The 21,319-nt window shown below is 63.9% G+C and carries 15 protein-coding genes; 11 read left to right on the forward strand and 4 right to left on the reverse strand.

Translation table 11 applies throughout. The annotated features are described in order from the left end of the window. The first annotated feature begins 1 nt into the window (after position 1). The 8 genes from ACFY5D_RS13095 to ACFY5D_RS13130 all read left to right on the forward strand — a co-directional run bounded on the left by ACFY5D_RS13095 (position 2) and on the right by ACFY5D_RS13130 (position 13,186). Positions 2-1,261 carry an acyl-CoA dehydrogenase family protein gene (locus ACFY5D_RS13095; protein WP_387530319.1) on the forward strand — a complete coding sequence of 420 codons (1,260 nt, stop codon included), beginning with the start codon at positions 2-4 and terminating at the stop codon, positions 1,259-1,261. A 90-nt stretch (positions 1,262-1,351) separates the two neighbouring features. Beyond that, positions 1,352-2,218 carry a MetQ/NlpA family ABC transporter substrate-binding protein gene (locus ACFY5D_RS13100; RefSeq protein WP_387530322.1) on the forward strand — a complete coding sequence of 289 codons (867 nt, stop codon included), beginning with the start codon at positions 1,352-1,354 and terminating at the stop codon, positions 2,216-2,218. A gap of 74 nt (positions 2,219-2,292) precedes the next feature. Next, a complete protein-coding gene (locus tag ACFY5D_RS13105) occupies positions 2,293-3,168 on the forward strand; it encodes a MetQ/NlpA family ABC transporter substrate-binding protein (RefSeq protein WP_387530325.1) in 876 nt (291 codons plus the stop codon). Positions 3,169-3,295: 127 nt separating this feature from the next. Further along, positions 3,296-3,724: a CoA-binding protein gene (locus ACFY5D_RS13110; RefSeq protein ID WP_387530328.1), complete on the forward strand. Its 429-nt coding sequence runs from the start codon at positions 3,296-3,298 to the stop codon at positions 3,722-3,724. 345 nt (positions 3,725-4,069) lie between these two features. Continuing rightward, a complete protein-coding gene (locus ACFY5D_RS13115; protein WP_387530331.1) occupies positions 4,070-10,876 on the forward strand; it encodes an LAETG motif-containing sortase-dependent surface protein in 6,807 nt (2,268 codons plus the stop codon). 160 nt (positions 10,877-11,036) lie between these two features. Beyond that, positions 11,037-11,423: an MmcQ/YjbR family DNA-binding protein gene (locus tag ACFY5D_RS13120; RefSeq protein ID WP_387530334.1), complete on the forward strand. Its 387-nt coding sequence runs from the start codon at positions 11,037-11,039 to the stop codon at positions 11,421-11,423. Positions 11,424-11,447: 24 nt separating this feature from the next. Next, positions 11,448-11,771: a putative quinol monooxygenase gene (locus tag ACFY5D_RS13125; protein WP_387530337.1), complete on the forward strand. Its 324-nt coding sequence runs from the start codon at positions 11,448-11,450 to the stop codon at positions 11,769-11,771. Between the two features lie 8 nt (positions 11,772-11,779). Beyond that, a complete protein-coding gene (locus tag ACFY5D_RS13130) occupies positions 11,780-13,186 on the forward strand; it encodes a DUF1990 family protein (protein ID WP_387530340.1) in 1,407 nt (468 codons plus the stop codon). A 10-nt stretch (positions 13,187-13,196) separates the two neighbouring features. Here ACFY5D_RS13130 and ACFY5D_RS13135 read toward each other — a convergent pair whose 3' ends face one another. Continuing rightward, positions 13,197-14,969, reverse strand: coding sequence for a lipase family protein (locus tag ACFY5D_RS13135; RefSeq protein ID WP_387530342.1), 1,773 nt, complete (start codon positions 14,967-14,969; stop codon positions 13,197-13,199). Positions 14,970-15,134: 165 nt separating this feature from the next. Between ACFY5D_RS13135 and ACFY5D_RS13140 the strand changes: the two genes are divergently transcribed. Next, positions 15,135-15,761 (forward strand): dihydrofolate reductase family protein, encoded by a 627-nt coding sequence (locus ACFY5D_RS13140; RefSeq protein WP_387530345.1) that lies wholly within the window; start codon positions 15,135-15,137, stop codon positions 15,759-15,761. 86 nt (positions 15,762-15,847) lie between these two features. Here the strand turns inward: ACFY5D_RS13140 and purL are convergent, their stop codons facing one another. The 3 genes from purL to purS are packed head-to-tail and all read right to left on the reverse strand — an operon-like array spanning position 15,848 to position 19,166. Next, entirely contained in the window at positions 15,848-18,133 is a 2,286-nt protein-coding gene (purL, locus tag ACFY5D_RS13145) for a phosphoribosylformylglycinamidine synthase subunit PurL (protein ID WP_387531038.1), read from the reverse strand. Positions 18,134-18,159: 26 nt separating this feature from the next. After that, a complete protein-coding gene (gene purQ / locus ACFY5D_RS13150) occupies positions 18,160-18,915 on the reverse strand; it encodes a phosphoribosylformylglycinamidine synthase subunit PurQ (RefSeq protein ID WP_387530348.1) in 756 nt (251 codons plus the stop codon). Further along, on the reverse strand, positions 18,915-19,166 hold the full coding sequence (gene purS / locus ACFY5D_RS13155; protein ID WP_210002491.1) for a phosphoribosylformylglycinamidine synthase subunit PurS: 252 nt from the start codon (positions 19,164-19,166) through the stop codon (positions 18,915-18,917). Before purS ends, purQ begins: the two co-directional genes overlap by 1 nt. A 200-nt stretch (positions 19,167-19,366) precedes the next feature. Between purS and ACFY5D_RS13160 the strand changes: the two genes are divergently transcribed. Together ACFY5D_RS13160 and ACFY5D_RS13165 are read left to right on the forward strand one after the other, a co-directional pair. Continuing rightward, positions 19,367-19,768: a YchJ family protein gene (locus ACFY5D_RS13160; RefSeq protein ID WP_387530351.1), complete on the forward strand. Its 402-nt coding sequence runs from the start codon at positions 19,367-19,369 to the stop codon at positions 19,766-19,768. Positions 19,769-19,880: 112 nt separating this feature from the next. Further along, complete coding sequence (locus ACFY5D_RS13165) at positions 19,881-20,807, forward strand: NADP-dependent oxidoreductase (RefSeq protein WP_387531041.1); 927 nt, start codon at positions 19,881-19,883, stop codon at positions 20,805-20,807. Positions 20,808-21,319: the final 512 nt, after the last annotated feature.

Below are 21,319 nucleotides of genomic sequence, written 5' to 3' on the forward strand. Positions count from 1 at the left end.
CATGACGACTACATTGAACGCCCCCGAAGTTTTTGCTTCCGACTACGCAAGCCAGCGTGAGCGCTACGCCGAAATCTTCGAACGCATTGCGGAAGGTTCCCGTGAACGCGACTTCGCGCGGATCCTCCCCTTCGAGCAGGTTGCCTGGCTCAACGAGGCAGGGTTCAGCGCGCTCCGCGTGCCGGTGGAGTTTGGCGGAGCGGGCGTCAGCGTTGAAACATTCACGCGGTTGCTGATCGACTTGGCGGCAGCGGATTCCAACGTCGCCCACCTGTACCGTTCCCACTTCGGTTTCGTCGAATCCCTTCAGTGGCAGGAAGCCTCGGTTGCCCGACGCTGGTATGAGCTTGCGGCCGCGGGAAAAACCGTTGGAAACGCCTCGACCGAACGCGGGGGCAACGCCTTGGGGAGGCTGAACACCGTCCTGGCTCGGGACGGTGAAGACTGGGTGCTGAACGGCGAAAAGTACTACACAACCGGCACCATCTTCTCCGATTACACCCGGGTTTCGGCCGGCCTGGCCGGTGAAGACGGGCGCTTCTTTGCCGTCGTCGACACCAAGGCCGCGGGAGTCAACATCGTCGACGACTGGGACGGCTTTGGCCAGCGCTTGACCGGTACCGGAACCACCACATTCGAGAATGTCATCGTCCCCAACGAGAACATTTTTGACCGGGTCGCCGGTGGGGCCGAGGCCACGCATGAGGCGGCGTTCTTCCAGCTGGTGCTGCTCTCCGTGCTGGCAGGCATCGCGCGGGCCGCACGCGATGACGCGGCGAAGTCCGTGGCCAAGCGTGCGCGCACCTTCAACACGGGCTCCGGCCTGCCGTTCCGCGAGGATCCGCTGATCCAGGAAACCGTCGGCCGGATCGCAACCAAGGCATTTTCCGCCGAAGCCATTGTCTTGGCCGCGGCCCGCTCACTGGACGAGGCCTTGGAGAAGGGACTGGCGCAGGAGGCAGACGCCGACGGAAACAGGGCGACGACCCTTGAAGGCCACCTCGCCGAACTCGCAGTCGAGCAGGCCCAGGTCGCAGTTCCGGAGCTTGCCATTTCCGCGGCGCAGCAACTCTTCGAGACCGGTGGCGCCTCGGCGACCAGCACCTCAAAGGGCCTGGACCGGCACTGGCGCAATGCCCAGACAGTGGCCACCCACAACCCGATTTCATTCCGTGCGCGCTCCATCGGAGACTACTTCATCAATGGCACCTTGCCCGAGGGCCTGAACGCCATCGGGGACGCCAAGGCCGCAACCAACTAGCAGCCAACCATCCGTCCGGTTGGACGGCTGCCGAATACAACACATCACGCAGGGTGCCTTGGTACATTGCGCCCATTTTCAGGAGAAAACATGCAACGCCGTAAATTCCTTGCCGGAGCCATCAGCCTGGCCGCCATCGTCTCGTTGACGGCCTGCGGCCTGACCGGGGGCACCGCCGGCGCCGCGGACAACAAGACCATCAAACTGATCGTCACGGAATCCGCACCCACCCAGGAGCCGACCAAGATCGCCCAGAAGATTCTTGAATCCCAGGGGTGGAAGGTAGACGTCAAGTACGTTACCGACATCGTGCAGCCGAACTTTGCCGTTGCAAACGGCGAATTCGACGCCAACTACTTCCAGCACGCCGCGTACCTCGAGCAATTCACCACCGACAAGGACCTGGACGTGGAAACGGCGTTCTACATGTACGGTTCCCCGGCCGGCGTGTACTCAACCAAGTACAAGGACATCAAGGAGCTGCCAGCGGGCGCAAAGATCGCGATTCCCGTGGATCCGTCCAACAACGGCCGTGCCCTTGCCCTGTTGGAATCGGCGGGACTGCTCAAGCTCGCCAAGGGCAAGAGCCTGATCCACCTCTCGCAGGACGACATCATCGAGAACCCAAAGAACTTCAGCTTCGTCGAGGTCGACCAGCAGTCGCTGTCCAAGACCCTGCCGGATGTCGATGCGGGATTCCTGTTTATCCGTCTCGGTGCCGAAATCGGGTTGAAGCCGTCGGACGCGTTGCTCTTCGAAAAGGAAGAGGATGCCTTGCCGTTCATCAACCTCGTTGCCGCCAAGCCCGGCTTCGCTGAAACCGAAAAGGGCAAGGCCCTTGAGGCCGCCTACCACTCCGACGAGGTCAAGGAATGGTTCAAGGGATACCTTGGCGGCGCCTTGCCCACGCCGTGGGACCGCGACCCGGCAGCCGACCTTAAGGCTTGGAACATCTAAGAGATCCACCGCAGCAACAACAATCATTTTCACGGGGGCAGGAAACGGCCCCGTCTAGCTAGGGAGCATGAAGCATGGAACGTCGCACCTTTATCAGGGGATCGTTGGGTCTCGGTGCCCTGGCCGGACTGGCGGCACTGACCGGTTGCGGCCTGACCGGCCAGGCAACCTCCAGCGGAAACGACAAGACCATCAAGTTGATCGTCACCGAGTCGGCCCCCTACCAGGAGCCGACAAAGCTCGCGCAGAAGGCCCTGGAAGCCGACGGGTGGAAGGTCGAGGTCAAGTACGTCACCGACATCGTGCAGCCGAACTTTGCGGTGGCCAACGGCGAATTCGACGCCAACTACTTCCAGCACGCGTCCTACCTTGCCCAGTTCACCAAGGACAAGAACCTGGACGTTGAGCCGGCGTTCTACATGTACGGTTCACCGGGCGGCGTCTATTCGCAGAAGCACAAGTCCATCGATGACCTGCCGGTTGGCGCCAAGATCGCGATTCCGGTCGACCCGTCCAACAACGGACGTGCCTTGGCAATGCTGGCCAAAGCGGGTGTCCTGAAGGTTGCCGAAGGCAAAAGCGTCATTCACCTTTCGCAAAACGACATTTTGGAAAACCCCAAGAAAATCACTTTCGTCGAGGTCGACCAGCAGTCGTTGTCCAAAACCTTGCCCGATGTTGACGCCGGATTCCTCTTCGCACGTCTGGGAGCCGAGCTGGGTCTGAAGCCTGAAGACGCCCTGCTTTTTGAAAAGGACGCAGAAGCGCTGCCGTTCATCTGCCTGGTGGCCGCCAAGCCGGGCTTCAGCGAAACCGAGAAGGGGAAGGCCCTGGAAAAGGCCTACCATTCGGACGAGGTACGCAACTGGTTCAAGAACTACATTGGCGGTGTATTGCCCACTCCGTGGGACCGCGATCCCGCGGCGGACCGCAAGGTCTGGGATATCTAGGCCCCGTTGCCGCAGGAAATGAGCTTCAGCAGCCCGGGACGAGTCCTTCATTCGTCTCGGGCCGCTGTTTAAGCGGTCAGGTGGTTTTGCGGCCAAAGGCCCGGAGCCCAGTTGTAAGGTATCCCGTATGAGTAGCAACGGCAGTGAACGGCATGAGAACGACCCCGACGTAGTTCGTCGGCTGTTGACCACGCCTGCCCGTTGGGCCGTCGTCGGTTTGAGTAACAATCCGTTGCGTGTGGCGCCGCGAGTTGCGCATTTTCTGCAGTCACGATTGAGCATGGAAATCATCCCCGTCTCACTGCGTGGCGATAGCGTTTTGGGGGCGACCGGATACAAAACCCTGGGTGAGATTCCGGGACACGTTGACGTGGTGGATTGCTTCGTGAATTCTCAGAAAGTCGGGGCCGTTGTCGACCAGGCCATTGCCATTGGCGCTTCCGCGGTCTGGCTGCAGTTGGGCGTCATCGACGAGGATGCCGCTGCCAGGGCCAGATTGGCCGGGCTGGACGTCGTGATGGATAACTGCCCCATCATCGAACACCGAAACCTATGATTATTTGGGCTGACCTCAGTGTCTAAAAGTAACGCAGTGGAAGGTTTTTGAATTTTCCGGTTATGCTGTCAGTTGCAAATGAAACATTGATTGGGTGCTGGGGACCAAATAAATACTGGGGGACGTCCGGACTTGGGGTTTGGACGACGCTATGCGGGCTGGGTGGGACCGGTCCGCTAAAACAGTGGTTGTTGTGTGTTTGCCGCGCCCCTTGGGATAATTGGGGTTTAAATCGTGTTCGCCAAATCTGGGGATCAAGCCACACGTAAGCAACGAGGACGTCGCGCATCTCCGCGTGACTCATTCTTGGGCGCAATCTGGAAAAACGGTGTTGTCCGTTCAGCCGTGGGCGCCACCGCGACGACTGCTCTCGTTGCAACCATGATGTTCGGCGGCGGTGGTTTCAATCCCGCTGTCGCAGCACCCGTCAACAACCAGGACTCCGGCGTCGAGCAGCAACTGCGCGACGCTGTCGAGGAATCCGACGCGGCCGCAGGGTCCGGCAAGGCAAAGAAGGACAAAGCTGGGGTGGCCAAAGCCTCCGCAGCGTCCAAGAAATCTGGGGCGACGGAAAAGCAGGCGGAAACGTCTGGCGGCGTTGCCCAGGATGCACCAATGACCGCGGCCCAGTCGCGTGTTGCTTTGGCAGCTGCCGACGATCCGCGGCCGAACCCCAGCTTGCCAAACAAGTGCGGATTGAATATCGCGGTGGTTCTTGACCTCTCCAATTCGCTGACGGACTCGGACATCGACTCGTCGAAAAGCGCAGCCAACGCGTTGGTCACGGCCTTGACCGGTACCCCGTCCTCTGTGGGTGTTTATTCCTTCGCGACGTTTGCACCAGACAGGGTCAATTCAAGTTTGGCCAGCACATCCGTATCTACGTCTGCAGACGCTACTACCGTCAAGAACGCGATTTCTGGACTCAAACGGCCTTTGAGGGAAAACGGCGGAACGAACTGGGACCGCGGACTTGGCCAGATTCCTGCAGGCTACGACATTGTTCTGTTCATCACCGATGGCAACCCCACCGCGTATGGAGAACCCAAGTCGGGCTCTTCAAACAGTGACTTTGGATCCGCGTTCGACACCAAAGACCTGACCACTGCAGTGAAATCGGCAAATTCGCTCAAAGCAGGCGGCGCATTTGTCATGGGTCTAGGTGTAGGAAGCGGCTTGTCGGTAGACAACCTGAAGCAGGTTTCGGGAAACACCGAAAACGTCGACTACTTCAAGATCAAGAACTACTCGGATCTTGCCGCCAAGCTCAAGGAGATCGCACTCTCGAACTGCAAGGGAACTGTCACAGTAGTCAAGCAAGTTCGAGGTATTGACGGCTCGCTGAAGCCGGCGAGCGGATGGAAATTCGGATCGACTACTTCGGCCGTGTCGCCTTCTTCTGCCGTCACGAAGACAGACGGAACTGCCAACTTCGCCATTGGTGGATTGGACGCGGGTAATGGTCGGTTGGTGAACTTCTCCGAGGATCAGAAGCCAGGCTTCGTACTTGAGCAGCAGAACGGCAGCAACGCTGTCTGCGTTGACAATGCCACCGGCAAAAACATCCAAGCATCCAACCAGGGTGCTACAGGGTTCAACGTGACTGTCGAACGTGGATCGGCCGTTAGCTGTACAGTCATCAACCAGGAGCAATCTGTATCGCTACAGGTCAATAAGACTTGGATAATCAACGGCAAAACGGCGACGGCGGCTGATGCTGCAAACCTCGGTGCCACGGCTTCTCCCAAGCTGAACCCGGTTCCGAAAACCGGACAGCCGATTTTTGGGCAGGTCGTGGGCGGATACGCGCAGGGCGCAGCCGTCAATATCAACGAGACCTATGACGCAGGTGACCGCTGTGTTGCCAAGGGTTCAGCCATCAAGTTCAGGGACGGGCAGTCCGAAGAACTGACGGGTGCCGGTCTTGGCGTGCAGCTGAAACTTGGAGAAAACGTTGCAACCATTACCAACCGGATTGATTGTGATGCAACGCTGACCCTTGTCAAGAAGGTCGACAACAAGGGTAGCAACGGCGCCGCAGCCAAGGACTGGAAGCTTTCCGCCATCAAGTCCGGCGGAACCACGAACATGGAGAACGTAGAAACCGGATCATCCAAGTCTGTTGTTTCGGGCACCTACAAGCTCTCCGAGTCCACGGGTCCGGCTGGTTACGACCTGACCAACCTCACCTGTGTCAACGGCTCAACCACGCTTCCAGGCATCGACCTGAGGAACCCGAGCGTTGACGTGAAGATCGGCGACAACGTCACCTGTACCTTCACCAATACCAGGACTGCATATCAGGACCTGTCGGTCTCCAAGACCGTGGACGCCACGTTCGACCGCGACTATGACTGGACCATCGACAAGACTGTTGATCCCGCACAGAAGACTGTTAATTCCGCGACAGGCAACGTCGAGTTCAACTACGGCGTGGAGGTCAAGGCCGGGAAGCCCGTTGACAGCAACTTCAAGGTTTCGGGCTCGATCACGGTAGAGAACCCAAACGCGGTTGCCATCAACGGCGTAACACTTGCCGACAACCTGCCGGACGCAGTGTGTGCCATCAAGACCACCGGCGGTTCGGCCGTTACCGGCCCGGTCTCGATTCCAACCGGCGCAACGACGTTCAACTACGCGTGTGCCATGCCGTCTAAAACCACGGCCGCTACCTCGGGCACCAATACCGCTACCGCAACGTGGAACTCGACCAGCTACTTCGGCACCACGGGCAAGGCTACGGGCTCCAAGGCCTTCGACTTCGCCAAGGTTTCACCGAAGGTGACCGACGGGTCGGTAACCGTTGTTGACGATCACTTCGACCTCGCTGGCCTCGAGGGCGGAAACGTCGTCACTGCCGCTCAGGCACCGAAGAAGTTCGAGTACACCAAGACCTGGCCGGGCGAAGCAGGAAAGTGCACCGACTACGCCAACACCGCGAAGTTCACCTCCGCCGATGGAGAAACCGGCCGCGACAGCGAAACCGTCACACTCTGCGTCGAGAAGCCGCTGATCCTCGAGATGGACGCCAAGGCCGCCTTTGACCGGGACCACGACTGGTCGATTGAGAAGGAAGCCGACAAGTCTTCCTTCAACGTCGACGGCGAAGGCACCGTCACCGCCGGTTACAAGGTGACCGCTACCCAGGCCGGTCACACCGATTCGAACTGGAAGCTCGGTGGAAAAATCACCGTGGCCAACCCGAACAAGTTCGGCGAGATCAATGCAACCATCGGCAAGACGCTGAGCCTTGAAGGCGTGACCTGCACGATCGCGGGAACGGACTCCGACGAGGCCGAAGGCTTCCAGGTCCTGATTCCGGCCGGTACGAGCAAAGTCCTCACCTATGAGTGCGATGTGGCATCCGGTGTTGCCGAGGCCGATTACAACGACCAGAGCAACATGGCAACCGCCACCTGGGGCAACGGCCGCACCGCAAGCAGCGCAGTGAAGTCGTTTGACTTCGCGCTGGCCGCTGAGACCGACGCCGAGATCACCGTGGCCGATGACAAATACACGGATAACAACCACGTGCTTGGCACCGTGACGTTGTCCGAATCGCCCAAGACCTTCACCTACGACGTTGAGTGGGCGGGCACTGCAGGCAAATGCGCCACCTTCACCAACACCGCCACGATCGACGGGGACAAGAACCACCCGGAGGGCAACGAGTCCTCGGCCGCCATCGAGGTTTGCGTCGAAAAGGGCCTGACCGTGGTCAAGACCGTCGACGCGCAGTTCACCCGTGACTACGACTGGAAGGTTGCCAAGGAAGCCGGCAAGACTTCCTTCACCGTCGACGAAAACGGCAAGGCCGTTGCCGACTACACGGTAACCGCCACCCAGGATGGCCACAGGGACCAGGACTGGACCATGTCCGGCTCGATCGACGTGTTCAACCCGAACCAACAGGGCGAGATGAAGGTCAACGTTGCAGACGTTGCCGAGATCCCCGGCGCCGTGTGCGTCGTGGCCGGCGGCGGACAGGATGTCCTCGTTCCCGCAGCCACCGTGGTCGACGGAAACGTCGTTCCGGGCAAGGCCACGGTCGGCTACGACTGCGACCTGCCGGAAGGTGTCGACGCCGCCGACTACGAAGGCAAGAAGAACACCGCCACCATCGCGTGGACCGGCGTGGACGGCAAGCCCCGCACCGCGGACTTCGCCGCCGACATCGAGTTCAAGCAAACCAAGAGCATCGATGACACGGTAACCATCGTCGACGACAAGACGGTTCCGGGCACCGAAAAGGAACTCGGCACGGCAACCCTGGGAGAATCCGCAAAGGAGTTCACCTACCAGGCCGAGCTTTCGGGCGTAGCCGGCAAGTGCACCTCCTTCACCAACACCGCGGTGCTCAAGGAAGAGGCCGGTGCCGACGACAACAACACGGCCACGGCCGATGTAGAGGTCTGTGCCAAGGCAGGTCTGGGCATTGCCAAGACCGCCGAGGCGTCCTTCGACCGCGAGTACCTGTGGAAGCTGGCCAAGAAGGCAAACGACCCCACCAAGGTCGAGATCGGCCTGGACGGTGAAGCCGCCTTCGACTACACGGTCACCGCGACTCCCGACGGCCACAAGGACTCCAAACACTCGTTGACCGGCATCATCACGCTGACCAACCCGAACGAGTTCGCGGCCGGCGGCATCACCGCGACCGTTGCCGACGACGTCGACATCAAGGGCCTCACCTGCGAAATCGACGCCAAGGACATCGACCCGGAGGCCAAGGGCCTGCAGGTCCTGGTCCCGGCCGGCTCCGTGGGCGACAAGGCCGTCGTCCTGCCCTACACCTGTGGCGGAATCCCGGAAAACGGGGACTACGAAGGCCTGAACACGGCAACGGCCAGCTGGAAGAACGTTGCCGGCACCAAGGTCGAAGCCGTGGCAACCGCCGCAGTCGACTACGAACAGCAGGGCTCGAAGTACCACGAGGTCCAGGTCTTTGACGACAAGGCAGTGGCCGATGCGGAGCCCGAGCTGTTGGGCACCGCCACCTGGAACGCGGAGGGCACTGCCACCGAGTTCACCTATTCGTTGACGTTCAAGAACGACGACGAATTGGCGGAGAACGGAACCTGCAACACCTACACCAACACCGCCACGATCCCGGAGGCGGAAAAGACCGCCTCGGAAACCGTCAAGGCCTGCATCCAGGTCGGTGCCCCCACGGTTGAAAAGACCGTCACGGGAACCTCGCAGGCCGCCGACGGCAGCTGGAACATCACCTACAACGTCGTTGTGACGGGCGATGCCTCGCTGCTGGGCCGCTACTCGCTGGAAGACACCCTGCGCTTCGGCGGCGGGATCAAGGTCAACTCGGCTTCGTGGGACGGCCCGGTCGATGGCGACGGGGATGACTGGGATCTTGAAACCCCGAATTACACCGAGGTACTGGCTACCAACAAGCTGATTGGCGCCAAGGCTGTCGACACCTACGCGGTGAGCGTCAATGCCACGGTTGCCGCGGATGTCGTTGGTTCGGAAGCAGGCAACTGCGACCTGGCCGAGGGCGAAGACGGCACCGGCTTCCTGAACTCGGCGGCCATCAACGCCAACGGCGAGAAAACCGACGCCGAAGCCTGCGCCACCCCGGTTGCGCCGACGTTCGACAAGCAGGCCAAGGAATTGGTCCAGCACAACGACGCCGACGGAAACTGGGACGGCACCTGGGATGCACGCTACGACCTGGTCGTCACCAACCCGGGCACCAAGGGCCAGGTCGTGAACTACTCGCTGACCGACACCCCGCTGTTCGCCGGCGGTGTGACGATCAACGATCGCCAGGTGGTGTCCACCGACGGAACGGCCAACACCGGCTGGAACGGCAAGGACTCGGGGACCGACCAGGTCGCCAACCAGGTCGCACTCGACGCCGGGGCAACCCACACCTACACGGTGACGCTCAACGTGTCGCTTGGCGCCGACATCGCCAAGGGCGAGCGCACGTGCGGTGCCGAGGGCACCGAGGGCGGCAAGGGCCTGCTCAACTCGGGCACGCTGACCAGCGGCAACGAGTCCATCACCGATGAGGACTGCCTCGACATCCCGGAGCCCGAGGCCAACGTCGTCAAGACGGCAACCGGCGCCACGGAGAACCCGGACGGCACCTGGGTTGTTGGATACACCGTCGTGGTGAACAACGACTCGGACGTGGCGACCCGCTACGACCTCACCGACACCCTGCGATTCGGCAAGGGCCTGAACGTCACGGAGGCTTCCTGGGAGCTGAAGGACACCGACGTGAAGGGCGCCTGGGAAACCCCGGGCATCGAGAAGTCCGAGGCCATGGCCGAGGGGCGCATCCTTGAGGCGCGCTCCAGCGAGACCTACGCGGTCACCGTAAAGGTCGCCCCGGAGGAAGGCGCCATCGGTTCGGCCGCCGCCACCTGCGAGTCCGAGGAAACCCCGCACGACCGCGGATTCCTCAACGAGGCAACGCTGAAGCACAACGGTTCAACCACCGAGTCGCGCGACTGCACGACCCCGGTGAAGAACCCGCGCAGCTACTCGGTGGTGAAGACCTCCGATCCGGCCAGCGGCGAGACCGTGTGGCCGGGCGAGGAGATCACCTACACCGTGACGGTGCGGAACACCGGCGAGTTCGTCTACACCGGCGCGATTGTCACCGATGAGATGTCCGGCTGGCAGCAGTCGGCGACCCTGAACGAGGGAAGCCTGAAGGCCTCCGGGGGCGAGGTTGTCACCGAGGGCAGCAAGTTGGTCTGGACCGTGGGCGACCTGGCCGTGGGGGAGAGCAAGACCCTCACCTACGCGATCACCGTCAACGCGGAGATGTGGGACCGGATCCTGGTGAACGTGGCCAGCGGCAACGGGGACGTGCCGCCGTCGGTCACCACGCACCCGACCCCGGAGTACCACAAGCTGCCGGAACCGCCGGTCGTCGAGGAACCGAAACCGGATCTGCCGGGCCAGGAAGTCGAGATCCCGGAGACCCCGGGCACGGCGACCGAGGATCCGACGCTTCCGGGCAAGGAAACGCAGGTACCGCCGCGCAAGCAGGCGGCCCCCTTGGCCAAGACCGGTGCCTCCAACGCCACGCTGTGGATCGTTGGTGGCGGTGCGCTGGTCATGCTCCTCGGGGTGGGCCTCGTGGTTGCGGCCCGCCGACGCAAGGGCGAAGGAAACTAGCCACTAACAAAGCCAGTCCGCGGCCGGCAACCCCATAAAAGTCCTGCCGCGGACTTCCACCCAACCGGCATGGGCCTCACCCCCTCGAGGCTCATGCCGGTTGTTGGGTTAACGCCCCTGTCGGGCGCCGGGCATGCGATCGCGTGGCTAGGATGGGAACGTGGAATACGAACTGTGGCGCACCCTTTGCCTGGACATGCCGGGCGCCTACGAGGACTTCCCCTTCGGCGAGGAGGCGGCGGTCTACAAGGTCGCGGGCAGGGACCGGTCCAAGGCCAAGATGTTTGGGCTGCTCATGCTCCGGTCCGGCGTCGTGTCGTTGAACCTGAAGTGCGACCCCGCGCTTGCCGAGCAGCTGCGGAACGCAAACCCGCAGATCACGCCCGGGTACCACATGAACAAAAAGCACTGGAACACCGTCACTCCCGGCCTCGACGCCGAGATGATGCGGGATCTGATCGAGGACTCCTACGACCTGGTGGTCGCCTCGCTGCCGCGCGCCGAGCGCGAGGCGCTCGGCTGGAAGGGACTCGTCGAGCGCGGATAACGCGCGATCGGTAGGCTTGGAGGCATGTACTTCATTGTCGTGAAATTCAAGACCAAGCCCGAATACACCGAGCAGTTCATCGAACTGACCACCCCGTTCACCCAGGCCACCCGCGCCGAGGCCGGAAACCTCTGGTTCGACTGGTCCCGCAGCATCGAGGACCCCAGCGAGTTCGTGCTCGTCGAGGCGTTCCTTGACGACGAGGCCGCCGGAACCCACGTGAACTCCGAACACTTCAAGGCCGGGCTGGAAGCCATGCGTCCCGCACTCGTGTCCACCCCGAAGATCGTCTCCCGCAAGGTAGAGGGCGATTCCTGGGGCGACATGGGCGAATTGCAGATCGACTAGCAGCCGGCATGTTCGAGCCACTGAGGCGCAAGCTGCACCAGACCTTTTCCGCGCAGGAAACCTACGATCCCGCATGGGAGCGTGAACTGGACCGCGGGGACGACGCGGGCTACTTTGCCCATGATTCGGCGGTGTGGGTGGTCCACGGCGGCATGAGCCCGATGGCCGCGGGCATCCGCGCCCTGCTGACCCAGGCGCTGCACCCCGGGGCGTTGGCCGGAGTGGCCGAACACTCGAACTACCAAAGCGATCCGCTGGCCAGGCTGGCCGGCACCATCCGGTGGATCTTCACGCTCACCTACGGCGACACCCAGGCCGCCCGGGCCGCCTGCCGGTGGGTGCAGCGGCGCCACGTCCCGGTGGCCGGCAGGTACACCACCGACTCGGGCGAGGAGAAGGCCTATTCGGCCAACGACGCCGACCTCGCCGCCTGGGTCCACATCGCCTTTGCCGACGCCTTCCTGCGCAGCCACGAGGCGTTTGCCGGGCCGGTGCCGCAGGGTGCCGATGCGTACGTGCGCGAGTGGGCGGTCGCCGGCGAACTCATGGGCGTGAAAAACCCGCCGCGGAGCGAGGCCGAACTCAAGGCGGCCATCGCCGGGTACGAGGCGCGCGGCGAACTTGCCGGCGGGCCCCGGGTGGCCGAGGTCGTCTCCTTCCTGAAGAACCCGCCGCTGGACCCGATGATCCTGCCCGGCTACAAGCTGCTTTTTGCCGCGGTGGTCGACACCCTGCCCGAAAGCCACCGCAGGATGCTGGGGCTCGAACGCGCCGCGATCGGCCCCGTCCCGCTGCCCAGCCGGCTCGGCGGCAAGGCGGCCCCGGGGGTCGCCGGAGTCACGCTGGCCAAGAAGGGCCCCGCCGAGCTTGCCGCCCGGCGCCGCCTGTTCAGGCTCGGGGTGCTCAGCGACCTGAGCTACCCCGAAACCGGCATGACCGAGCGCGACGAGGTACCCGAGGGCTACAGCCAACTGCACCTGCGCGAACGGGTGGGGGAGGGGCACGCCGCCTTCGACGCGCTGGCCGAGGGCATCCTGACCTGGCAACTGCATGAGCGATCGGGCCTGCGCACGCGGCCCGACACCCCGCGCGTCCAGCTCGGGAGCCGCGTCGAGCTGGGTTTCGGGATCGGTCCGGCGCGCATCACCGCGCCCTGCCGCGTGGTACGGCTGATCGACGAGGCCACCCGATCCGGCTTTGCCTACGGAACGCTGGCCGGGCACCCCGAAACGGGGGAGGAGTCCTTTGCCGCGGTGCTGGACGAGGACGGATCCGTGTATCTGGAAATCAAGGCAGCCTCCAAGCACGCCAACCGGTTCTACCGGCTGGTCTCCCCGGCGACTGAAGCCGCCCAGCGGTTCGCCACCAAGCGGTACGTTGCGGCCGCACGCGAGTTGGCAGCCACCGCCGGCTGAGGGCGTTGGCTCAGGTGCAGGTGTTGACCGGCGCCTTGCCCTCGAGCCGGTCGTTGGCCCACGCGACCAAGTCCGGGATCAATGCCGAATCGTCCCCCACCAACGGCATGTGGTCCAGGCCCTCGTATTCGCGGTACTCCATGTGCTGCCCGGCGGCGCAGCGTTCGGCGACCCAATCGCGCTGCATCCCGGGAAGCACCAGCTGGTCGGCCAATCCCTGGCCCACAAAGAGCGGGTAGTCGATGTTTTGGTTCACGGAGTTCTCCCGGAGCTTCGCGCCCAGCGGGCCGTTCAGGGCGGATTCGGGAATCACCGCGTCGAAGAGCTGGGTCCCGCCGATGACGGCGGCCAGGGCGTCCCGCCCGTCGAAGCACAGCTCGCCGATGCGCCGGGCGGACCTGGCGTAGCCGGGGGTGATCTGGCTTGCCACGTCGAGCGCGGGAAAGACGTCGTTCCACGATTCGGCGATGTAGGAGGAGACCACCTTGCCGGCGGCCGCGTCCTTCACGCCGAGCGCCAGCTCCACCAGGTTGGTGGCCGGTGCGAGTGCCGCCACGCCCAGGACCTTGATCTCCGGGGCGTAGTCCTTGGCGATGGCCGCGCTCCACAACGCCCCGTGGCCGCCCTGCGAATGGCCCCAGATGACGGTGTCGTTGCGCAACGTGAATTCCCCGAGCTGCCGGGCCGCGCGGAACGCATCCAGGACGTTTCGTGCCTCGGCCGGGCCCACCAGGTAAGGGTGCGGCCCCTCGGTGCCCAGCCCGACGTAGTCGGTCATGACCCCGGCCCAGCCCTGGCCGATCAGCTCGCGCAGGGCGGCGGCCGGGCCGTCGGAGTACGGCACGGAAGACAACGATGGCGCGCAGCCCGGAATGATGCCCTTGGTGCCGTGGGCCATCGACACCACGGGAAGTGCCCCGGGTCCGCGGTCGGCGGGCACCACGACGGAACCGGAGGCCACCGCGGGGGAACCGTCGGGATGGGTGGTCGTGTAGAGGATCCGCCAGGCGCTCGCGTTCTCCGGCACGCCCTGCGCGAGCGGCTCGACCCGCAGCAACTGGCCCGGTTCGGACGGCAGGTCGGTGGGCGGAGTGTAGAACGCGTCGGGGACCAGGCGCGGATCGCCGGCGTGGATGAAGGACGTCACCAGCACCATGGCAACGGCCACGAGCAGGGCCAACGCGGAACCGGCGACCTTGCCGAAGCCGAGTAGTTTGCGCTTCGTCGGTGTGGGGGAACTTTCCTTGCCGCGGGCAAAGAAGTTGAGGACCAGGCGCAGGCCCGTGAAGACCAGCCAGCCGCCGAGGAACACCCCGAAGGCCCACACCGTCAGCTTGGGCCAGGCCAGCACCAGGGCGCCGGTTGCGATCGAGGCCAGCCCGCCGAGCAAGGAATAGGTGCGGCTGGTGTTCGCGGACCTGAACAGCGAGACCAGCGAGGCCGCGCCGGAGAGAACCAGGAGCAGCGCAACGGCCAGGGCCAACATCGGAAGGGTGGCTCCGCGCCATGCCAGCGCTGCGACGCCCGTCCCGACGAGGAGTGCGCCGCTGATGCCGTTGATCCATCGGTCCAATACATCGCGGCCCGCGCCGCGATCAGCCCCGTGGTCCGCATCGTTGCCGAACGCCTCGATGACCCGGGCGATGCCCACGACGACCAGCCCCACGGACACCGCGAGCACAAACACCCTGATCGATGCCGAGGAGTTCAGTGCCAGGACGGCGCCGAGAACCACCAAGGCCAGCCCCAGGAAAGGGCGCACCCACAAGGGAATCTTCTTCATGACCTCGAACATGCGCGCTCCCTCGTCCTGCAGGCGTTTTGCCTACACAAGTAAACATTCTGCCGCACGGCCCGCCGCCTGCAGGGACATCCCCTTGAGCAGGGTTTCAGGCTCGGGTAGCTTTGCCGCAGGACGTGAGCACCCGACGAGGAAGAACAGACACCCATGAAGCTGACATTGACGGAGTTCGTGAGCCTTGACGGCGTATCGCAGGGCCCGGGATCCCCGGAGGAGGACACCAGCGACGGATTCACCCAGGGCGGGTGGCTGGTTCCGCACATGGATGCGGCATTCATCGACCAGGCCGCGCAGTGGCTGGGGCAGGCCGACGGGCTCCTGCTCGGCCGCCGCACCTACGAGGCCTTCGCGAGGGACTGGCCGCAAATCACCGATGCCGACGATCCCTTCACCGCGCTGATGAACGGCCTTCCGAAGTACGTCGCCTCGCACACGCTGGAGCACGGCAGCTGGAACCCGACGACAATCCTCTCCGGGGACGTTGCCGCGCAGGTCGCCGAACTCAAGGCGATGCCCGGCCGGGAACTCCAGATCCACGGAAGCGCCAGGCTCGCCGGCTCGTTGCTGGCCGCGGGGCTGATCGATGAAATGCGGCTCGTGGTTGCGCCCGTGGTGCTGGGCCACGGCCGCCGGCTCTTCCCGGAGGGCGGATCCGCCGCCGGGCTGCGGCTGACGGGCAGCACCACCACCCCGGGCGGGCTCGCGCTGCTGACCTACGAGCGCACCGGCGACGCCAGCTACGCAACCTACACGGGCGTGTCCGACGTCCGCTGAAACACCCGCGACCGGACGAATCGGCGCTTAACGGAAGCGGGCCCCGGAAGGAAAAATCCTTCCGGGGCCCGCTTCGTCAGACTGGCTTAGCCGAAGTACTTCGGCAGGGTTGCCTCGTGCGCTTCGCGCAACTCGGCGAGGTCCAGGTCGAACTGACCCTGGATTTCCAGCGAGGTGGCCGAGGCGTCAACGACACCGAGGCGGACCACGGGGAAGTTGCGTGCGGTGGCCATGTCGTTGAAGCGAACCTCTTCGGAACGCGGAACCGCGACGATGGCGCGGGCCTGCGACTCGGAGAACAGCGCGGTGAAGGCGTCGACGCCGTCACGTGCGCACAGGTCGTCCAGGGCCACGCGGGCGCCGACGTTGTAGCGCAGGGCCATTTCGGCCAGTGCCGCGCCGATGCCGCCCTCGGAGACGTCGTGGGCGGAGTCGATCATGCCATCGCGCGAGGCGTTGATCAGGATCGCACCCAGGGTCTTCTCCGCTGCGAGGTCGACCTTCGGCGGCAGGCCGCCGAGGTGTCCGCGGATGTTCGCGAATTCCGAACCGTCCAGCTCGTCGAACGTGGTGCCCAGCAGGTAGATGGCCTGGCCATCCGCGTCCGCGCGCCAGCCCGAAGGGGTGCGGCGGGCCACGTCGTCCAGCTTGCCGAGCATCGCGACCACGGGGGTCGGGTGGATCGGAGTGTCGCCGGTCTGGTTGTACAGGGACACGTTGCCGCCGGTGACCGGGACGCCGAGTTCCATGCAGGCGTCGGAGAGGCCGCGAATGGCCTCCGCGAGCTGCCACATGACGTCGGAATCCTCGGGGGAGCCGAAGTTCAGGCAGTCGGAGACGGCCATCGGCACGGCGCCGGAGGTGGCGACGTTGCGGTAGGCCTCGGAGAGGGCCAGCTGCGCGCCGTGGTACGGATCCAGGAAGGTGTAGCGGCCGTTGGCGTCGGTGGCCAGGGCCACGCCCAGGCCGGTCTTCTCGTCAACGCGGATCACGCCGGCGTCGTCCGGGGCGGCCAGCGCGGTGTTGCCGCCCACGTAGCGGTCGTACTGGTTGGTGATCCAGGACTTGTCGCACATGTTCGGGGAGGCCATCAGCTCGACCAGGGCGGCCTTCAGCTCGTCGCCGGTGGTCGGCAGGTTGGCGCCGGCCTCCGAGGACTTGAAGGTGTCGGCCTGCAGGGCGTCCTGCCATTCCGGGCGGGCGTACGGACGGTCGTAGAGCGGTCCGTCGTGTGCCACGGTGCGCGGGTCGACGTCGACAATGACTTCGCCGTCCCACTTGATGATCAGGCGGCCGGTGTCGGTGACCTCGCCCAGCCAGGAGTACTCCACGGCCCACTTGTCCATGGTCGCCTCGAAGGCTTCGATGTTCTCCGGGGAGACAACGGCCATCATGCGTTCCTGGGACTCGGACATCAGGATCTCGCCCGGGGTCAGCGAGGGATCGCGCAGCAGGACGGAGGTCAGTTCGACCTCCATGCCGCCGTCGCCGTTGGAGGCAAGCTCCGAGGTGGCGCAGGAGATGCCGGCGGCGCCGAGGTCCTGGATGCCCTCGACGAGGGAACCCTTGAACAGCTCGAGGCAGCACTCGATGAGCACCTTCTCCGCGAACGGGTCGCCCACCTGGACGGCCGGGCGCTTGGAAGGCTTGGTGTCGTCGAAGGTCTCCGAGGACAGGATGGAGGCGCCGCCGATGCCGTCGCCGCCGGTGCGTGCGCCGAAGAGCACGACCTTGTTGCCCTTGCCCGACGCGTTGGCCAGGCGGATGTCCTCGTGGCGCATGACGCCCACTGCAAGCGCGTTCACCAGCGGGTTGCCCTGGTAGACGGAGTCGAAGACCATTTCGCCGCCGATGTTCGGCAGGCCCAACGAGTTGCCGTAGCCGCCGATGCCGGCAACGGCACCGTGGATGACGCGCGCGGTGTCCGGGTGGTCGATCGCGCCGAAGCGCAACGGGTCCATCACGGCTACCGGGCGGGCGCCCATGGAGATGATGTCGCGCACGATGCCGCCGATGCCGGTGGCCGCACCCTGGTACGGCTCGATCATCGTCGGGGAGTTGTGCGATTCGATCTTGAAGGTGACGGCCCAGCCGTCGCCCAGGTTGGTCACGCCGGCGTTTTCGCCGATGCCAACGAGCATGTCCTTCTTCATTTCCTCGGTCACCTTGTCGCCGAACTGGCGCAGGTGGTTCTTCGAGGACTTGTAGGAGCAGTGCTCGGACCACATGACCGAGTACATGGCGAGTTCGGCGGCGGTCGGGCGGCGGCCCAGGACCTTGACGACCTCTTCGAATTCGTTCTGCTTCAGGCCGAGCTCGGCCCACGGAAGTTCGGTGTCAGGGGTCGCGGCGGCGTTGGCCACGGTGTCCATGTTGAACTTCTTCTGCTCTTCGACGCTCACTTCTGGCCTCCAACAAGGTGGGTCAGGACGGAGGTGAAGAACCCAAGTCCGTCGGTTCCGGTGTGGTCGGGGCCGAATCCGGCCTCCACTGCGTGCTCCGGGTGCGGCATGAGGCCCACCACGTTGCCCGCGGCATTGGTGATGCCGGCGATGTTGCGGCGGGAACCGTTCGGGTTCCAGCCGACGTAGCTGAAGGCCACGCGGCCCTCGGCCTCGAGGGCGTCGAGGGTCTTCTCGTCGGCGACGTACTGGCCGTCCTGGTTCTTCAGCACGATGGTGATTTCCTCACCCTTGGCGTACTGGTTGGTCCAGGCGGTGGTGTTGTTTTCCACGCGCAGGACCTGGTCGCGGCAGAGGAACTTCAGGTGGTCGTTCTTCACCATGGAGCCCGGCAGCAGGTGCGATTCGGTCAGGATCTGGAAGCCGTTGCAAATGCCCAGAACGGGCAGCTTGGCATCGGAGTTCGCGGCGTCGATGATGTTGCTCATCATCGGTGCGAAGCGGGCGATGGCGCCGGCGCGCAGGTAGTCGCCGTAGGAGAAGCCACCCGGGATGACGACTGCGTCGACGTTCTGCAGGTCGTGGTCGGCGTGCCACAGGGACACTGCCTCGGCCCCGGTCAACCGGATGGCGCGAGCTGCGTCGCGGTCATCAAGGGTTCCAGGGAACGTGATGACGCCGATGCGGGCGCCATTCAGCTCGGTGCTCGGCGTCGAGTAGTCGCCGATCAAGGGGAGTTCGGTTGCACTCATTAGTCTGCGACAACCTCGACGTTGACTACGTCTTCGATGACCGGGTTCGAGAGGAGGGTTTCGGCCGCGGTGCGGGCCTGTGCCAAGATTTCCTCGGTCACCTCGCCGTCGACGGTCAGTTCGAACCGCTTGCCCTGACGGACTTCGCTAAAGGCGGTGAAGCCAAGACGGGGCAGTGCTCCGACGATGGCCTTGCCCTGCGGGTCAAGAATCTCGGGCTTGGGCATAACATCAACAACGATCCGGGGCATCCGGGTTCTCCTGTGCGCGAAGGGTGGTTTGACGCTGCGGAGATGCCGTCTCACGCCAAGGTGTCGGCGCTCCGCGAGCTTGCTCACTAAGTCTACCGGCAAGCCTTGGGTCCGCTGATTCGGGCAGTTGGCGGCGTGATGTTTCCCCGTGATAGCTACCGGCGGGTATCTGCGGATCGGTGTGCGCATAAGCTGTTTAAATGGATAAAGATGAACGCTGCCCATGCAATTCGGGTGAAATCTACGGTTCCTGCTGTGGTCGATATCACCTCGGTTATTCGGATCCGCAGGCGCCGGCGTGGCCCGCGACCGCAGTTGAGCTGATGCGTTCGCGCTACAGCGCCTTCGCCCTGATGCTTCCGGATTACCTGCTTGCGACCTGGCATTCGAGCACCCGCCCCGCCGAGCTCGATCTTGACGAGGCGATCGTGTGGAAGAACCTGGAAATCGTTCGCACCGAGGCCGGCGGCCCCTTCGACCAGACCGGCGTCGTGGAGTTCCGCGCCCGCTACGGGCTGCTTGGTCAGCGCGAGTACCAGCACGAGGTCAGCGAATTCGTGCGCGAGGGCGGACGCTGGTACTACCTGGACGCTGTGGAATAGGTCTCACTCGCGAATAATTTGGGTTCTGTACTGGTTGGTACAAATGGAGCTGCCAATGCTCCGCCCCCAATTTCCCACCCCGAAAGAGGTCGCCACGATGAGTGAACAGACGATGAAAGCCATGGCCTACGCGAGCTACGGAGGCGTCGAGAAGCTGGAGCAGCTCGAGCTTCCCCGTCCCAAGGTCGGGCCCGGCAGCGTGCTGATCCGAGTCAAGGCCGCGGGCGTGAACCCGGTGGACTGGAAGGTCATGGGCGGATACCTCGACCAGATCATGGACGTCACCTTCCCGGTCATCCCGGGATGGGACGTTGCCGGCGTCGTCGAGGCTGTCGGCTTCGACACCCCGGAGTTCAAGGTTGGCGACGAGGTCTACGCCTACGGCCGCCGCGACAGCGTGCACTTCGGCTCGTTCGCCGAGTACATGGTGCTGCCCGCCTCCACTGTTGCGCACAAGCCTGAATCCCTGTCCTGGGAGGAAGCCGCAGCGCTTCCGCTGACCGGCGGCACCGCCCAGCGCGCCCTGGATGCCTTGGATCTTGAGCCGGGCCAGACCCTGCTGATCCACAACGGATCCGGCGGCGTGGGCCAGGCGGCCATCCAGATCGGCGTGGTTGCAGGGGTGCGCGTCCTGGCGACGGGTTCCGAGAAGAACCACGAAACCCTGGCCGCGCTCGGCGCCGAACCGGTGACCTACGGCGAGGGATTGGTCGAGCGCGTTCGTGCCCTGGCACCCGAGGGCGTCGATGCCGTTGCGGACTTCCACGGAGGGGCGCTTGAAGCCACCCTTGCCGTGCTCAAGGAATCCGGTTCGCATGCCTCCATCGCCGATGGGTCGGTCACGGGCCACGGCGGCCACTTCATCTGGGTTCGCCCCGACGGGAAGGCGCTGGACCGACTCAGTGCGCTGGTGGATGACGGCAAGCTCAAGATCAATGTCGTCTCCAGGTACCCGATGCAGGAAGCAGCTGCGGCATTCGGCGAAAGCATGACGGGGCATGCCGGCGGCAAGATCGTGCTGACGGAGTTCACCAACTAGTCTTCGGCATGTGGTTTGCCTGCTTCGTGGTTGGCGGGCGCAGGGCCAGATGGATTCGTTCGGTTCGAAATCCTCGACAGTTCGAGGGTTCCGAACCGAACTTTTCTTTGCCGGGTGTTCGATGATCTTGCAGTTTCCCAAGAACTAACCGCATGAGCGGATCTGGATTCGCGTTGATCCGAAGCGTTGGCTGGGATCGATTGCGCGGTGTCGCAATTCACGGTTGGTGGGCATCGCCCACGCCCGCCGACAGTGCCACGATATGGCGTATTAGAGAGGACCTGCCGTGGACGGCACCGGGACTCCGGCGCAACGACACACCTGAGTAGGCCGACTTCCTGAGAGCGGTCCCAAACAGCACTGAACCCGATCGGTCCCGACCATTTGACGCAGTTTGTTTATGGAGTTGTTTATGGAATGACGGGAAACACGGGATTCTGACTATTCATCTCGGGCCCCAAGATATAATTTTGGAAACACTCACTCCGCGTCATTTACGCTCCGACAGATGG

Origin of the sequence: Paeniglutamicibacter sp. NPDC012692 (genome assembly GCF_042901625.1) — a bacterium.
Lineage (GTDB): Bacteria > Actinomycetota > Actinomycetes > Actinomycetales > Micrococcaceae > Paeniglutamicibacter.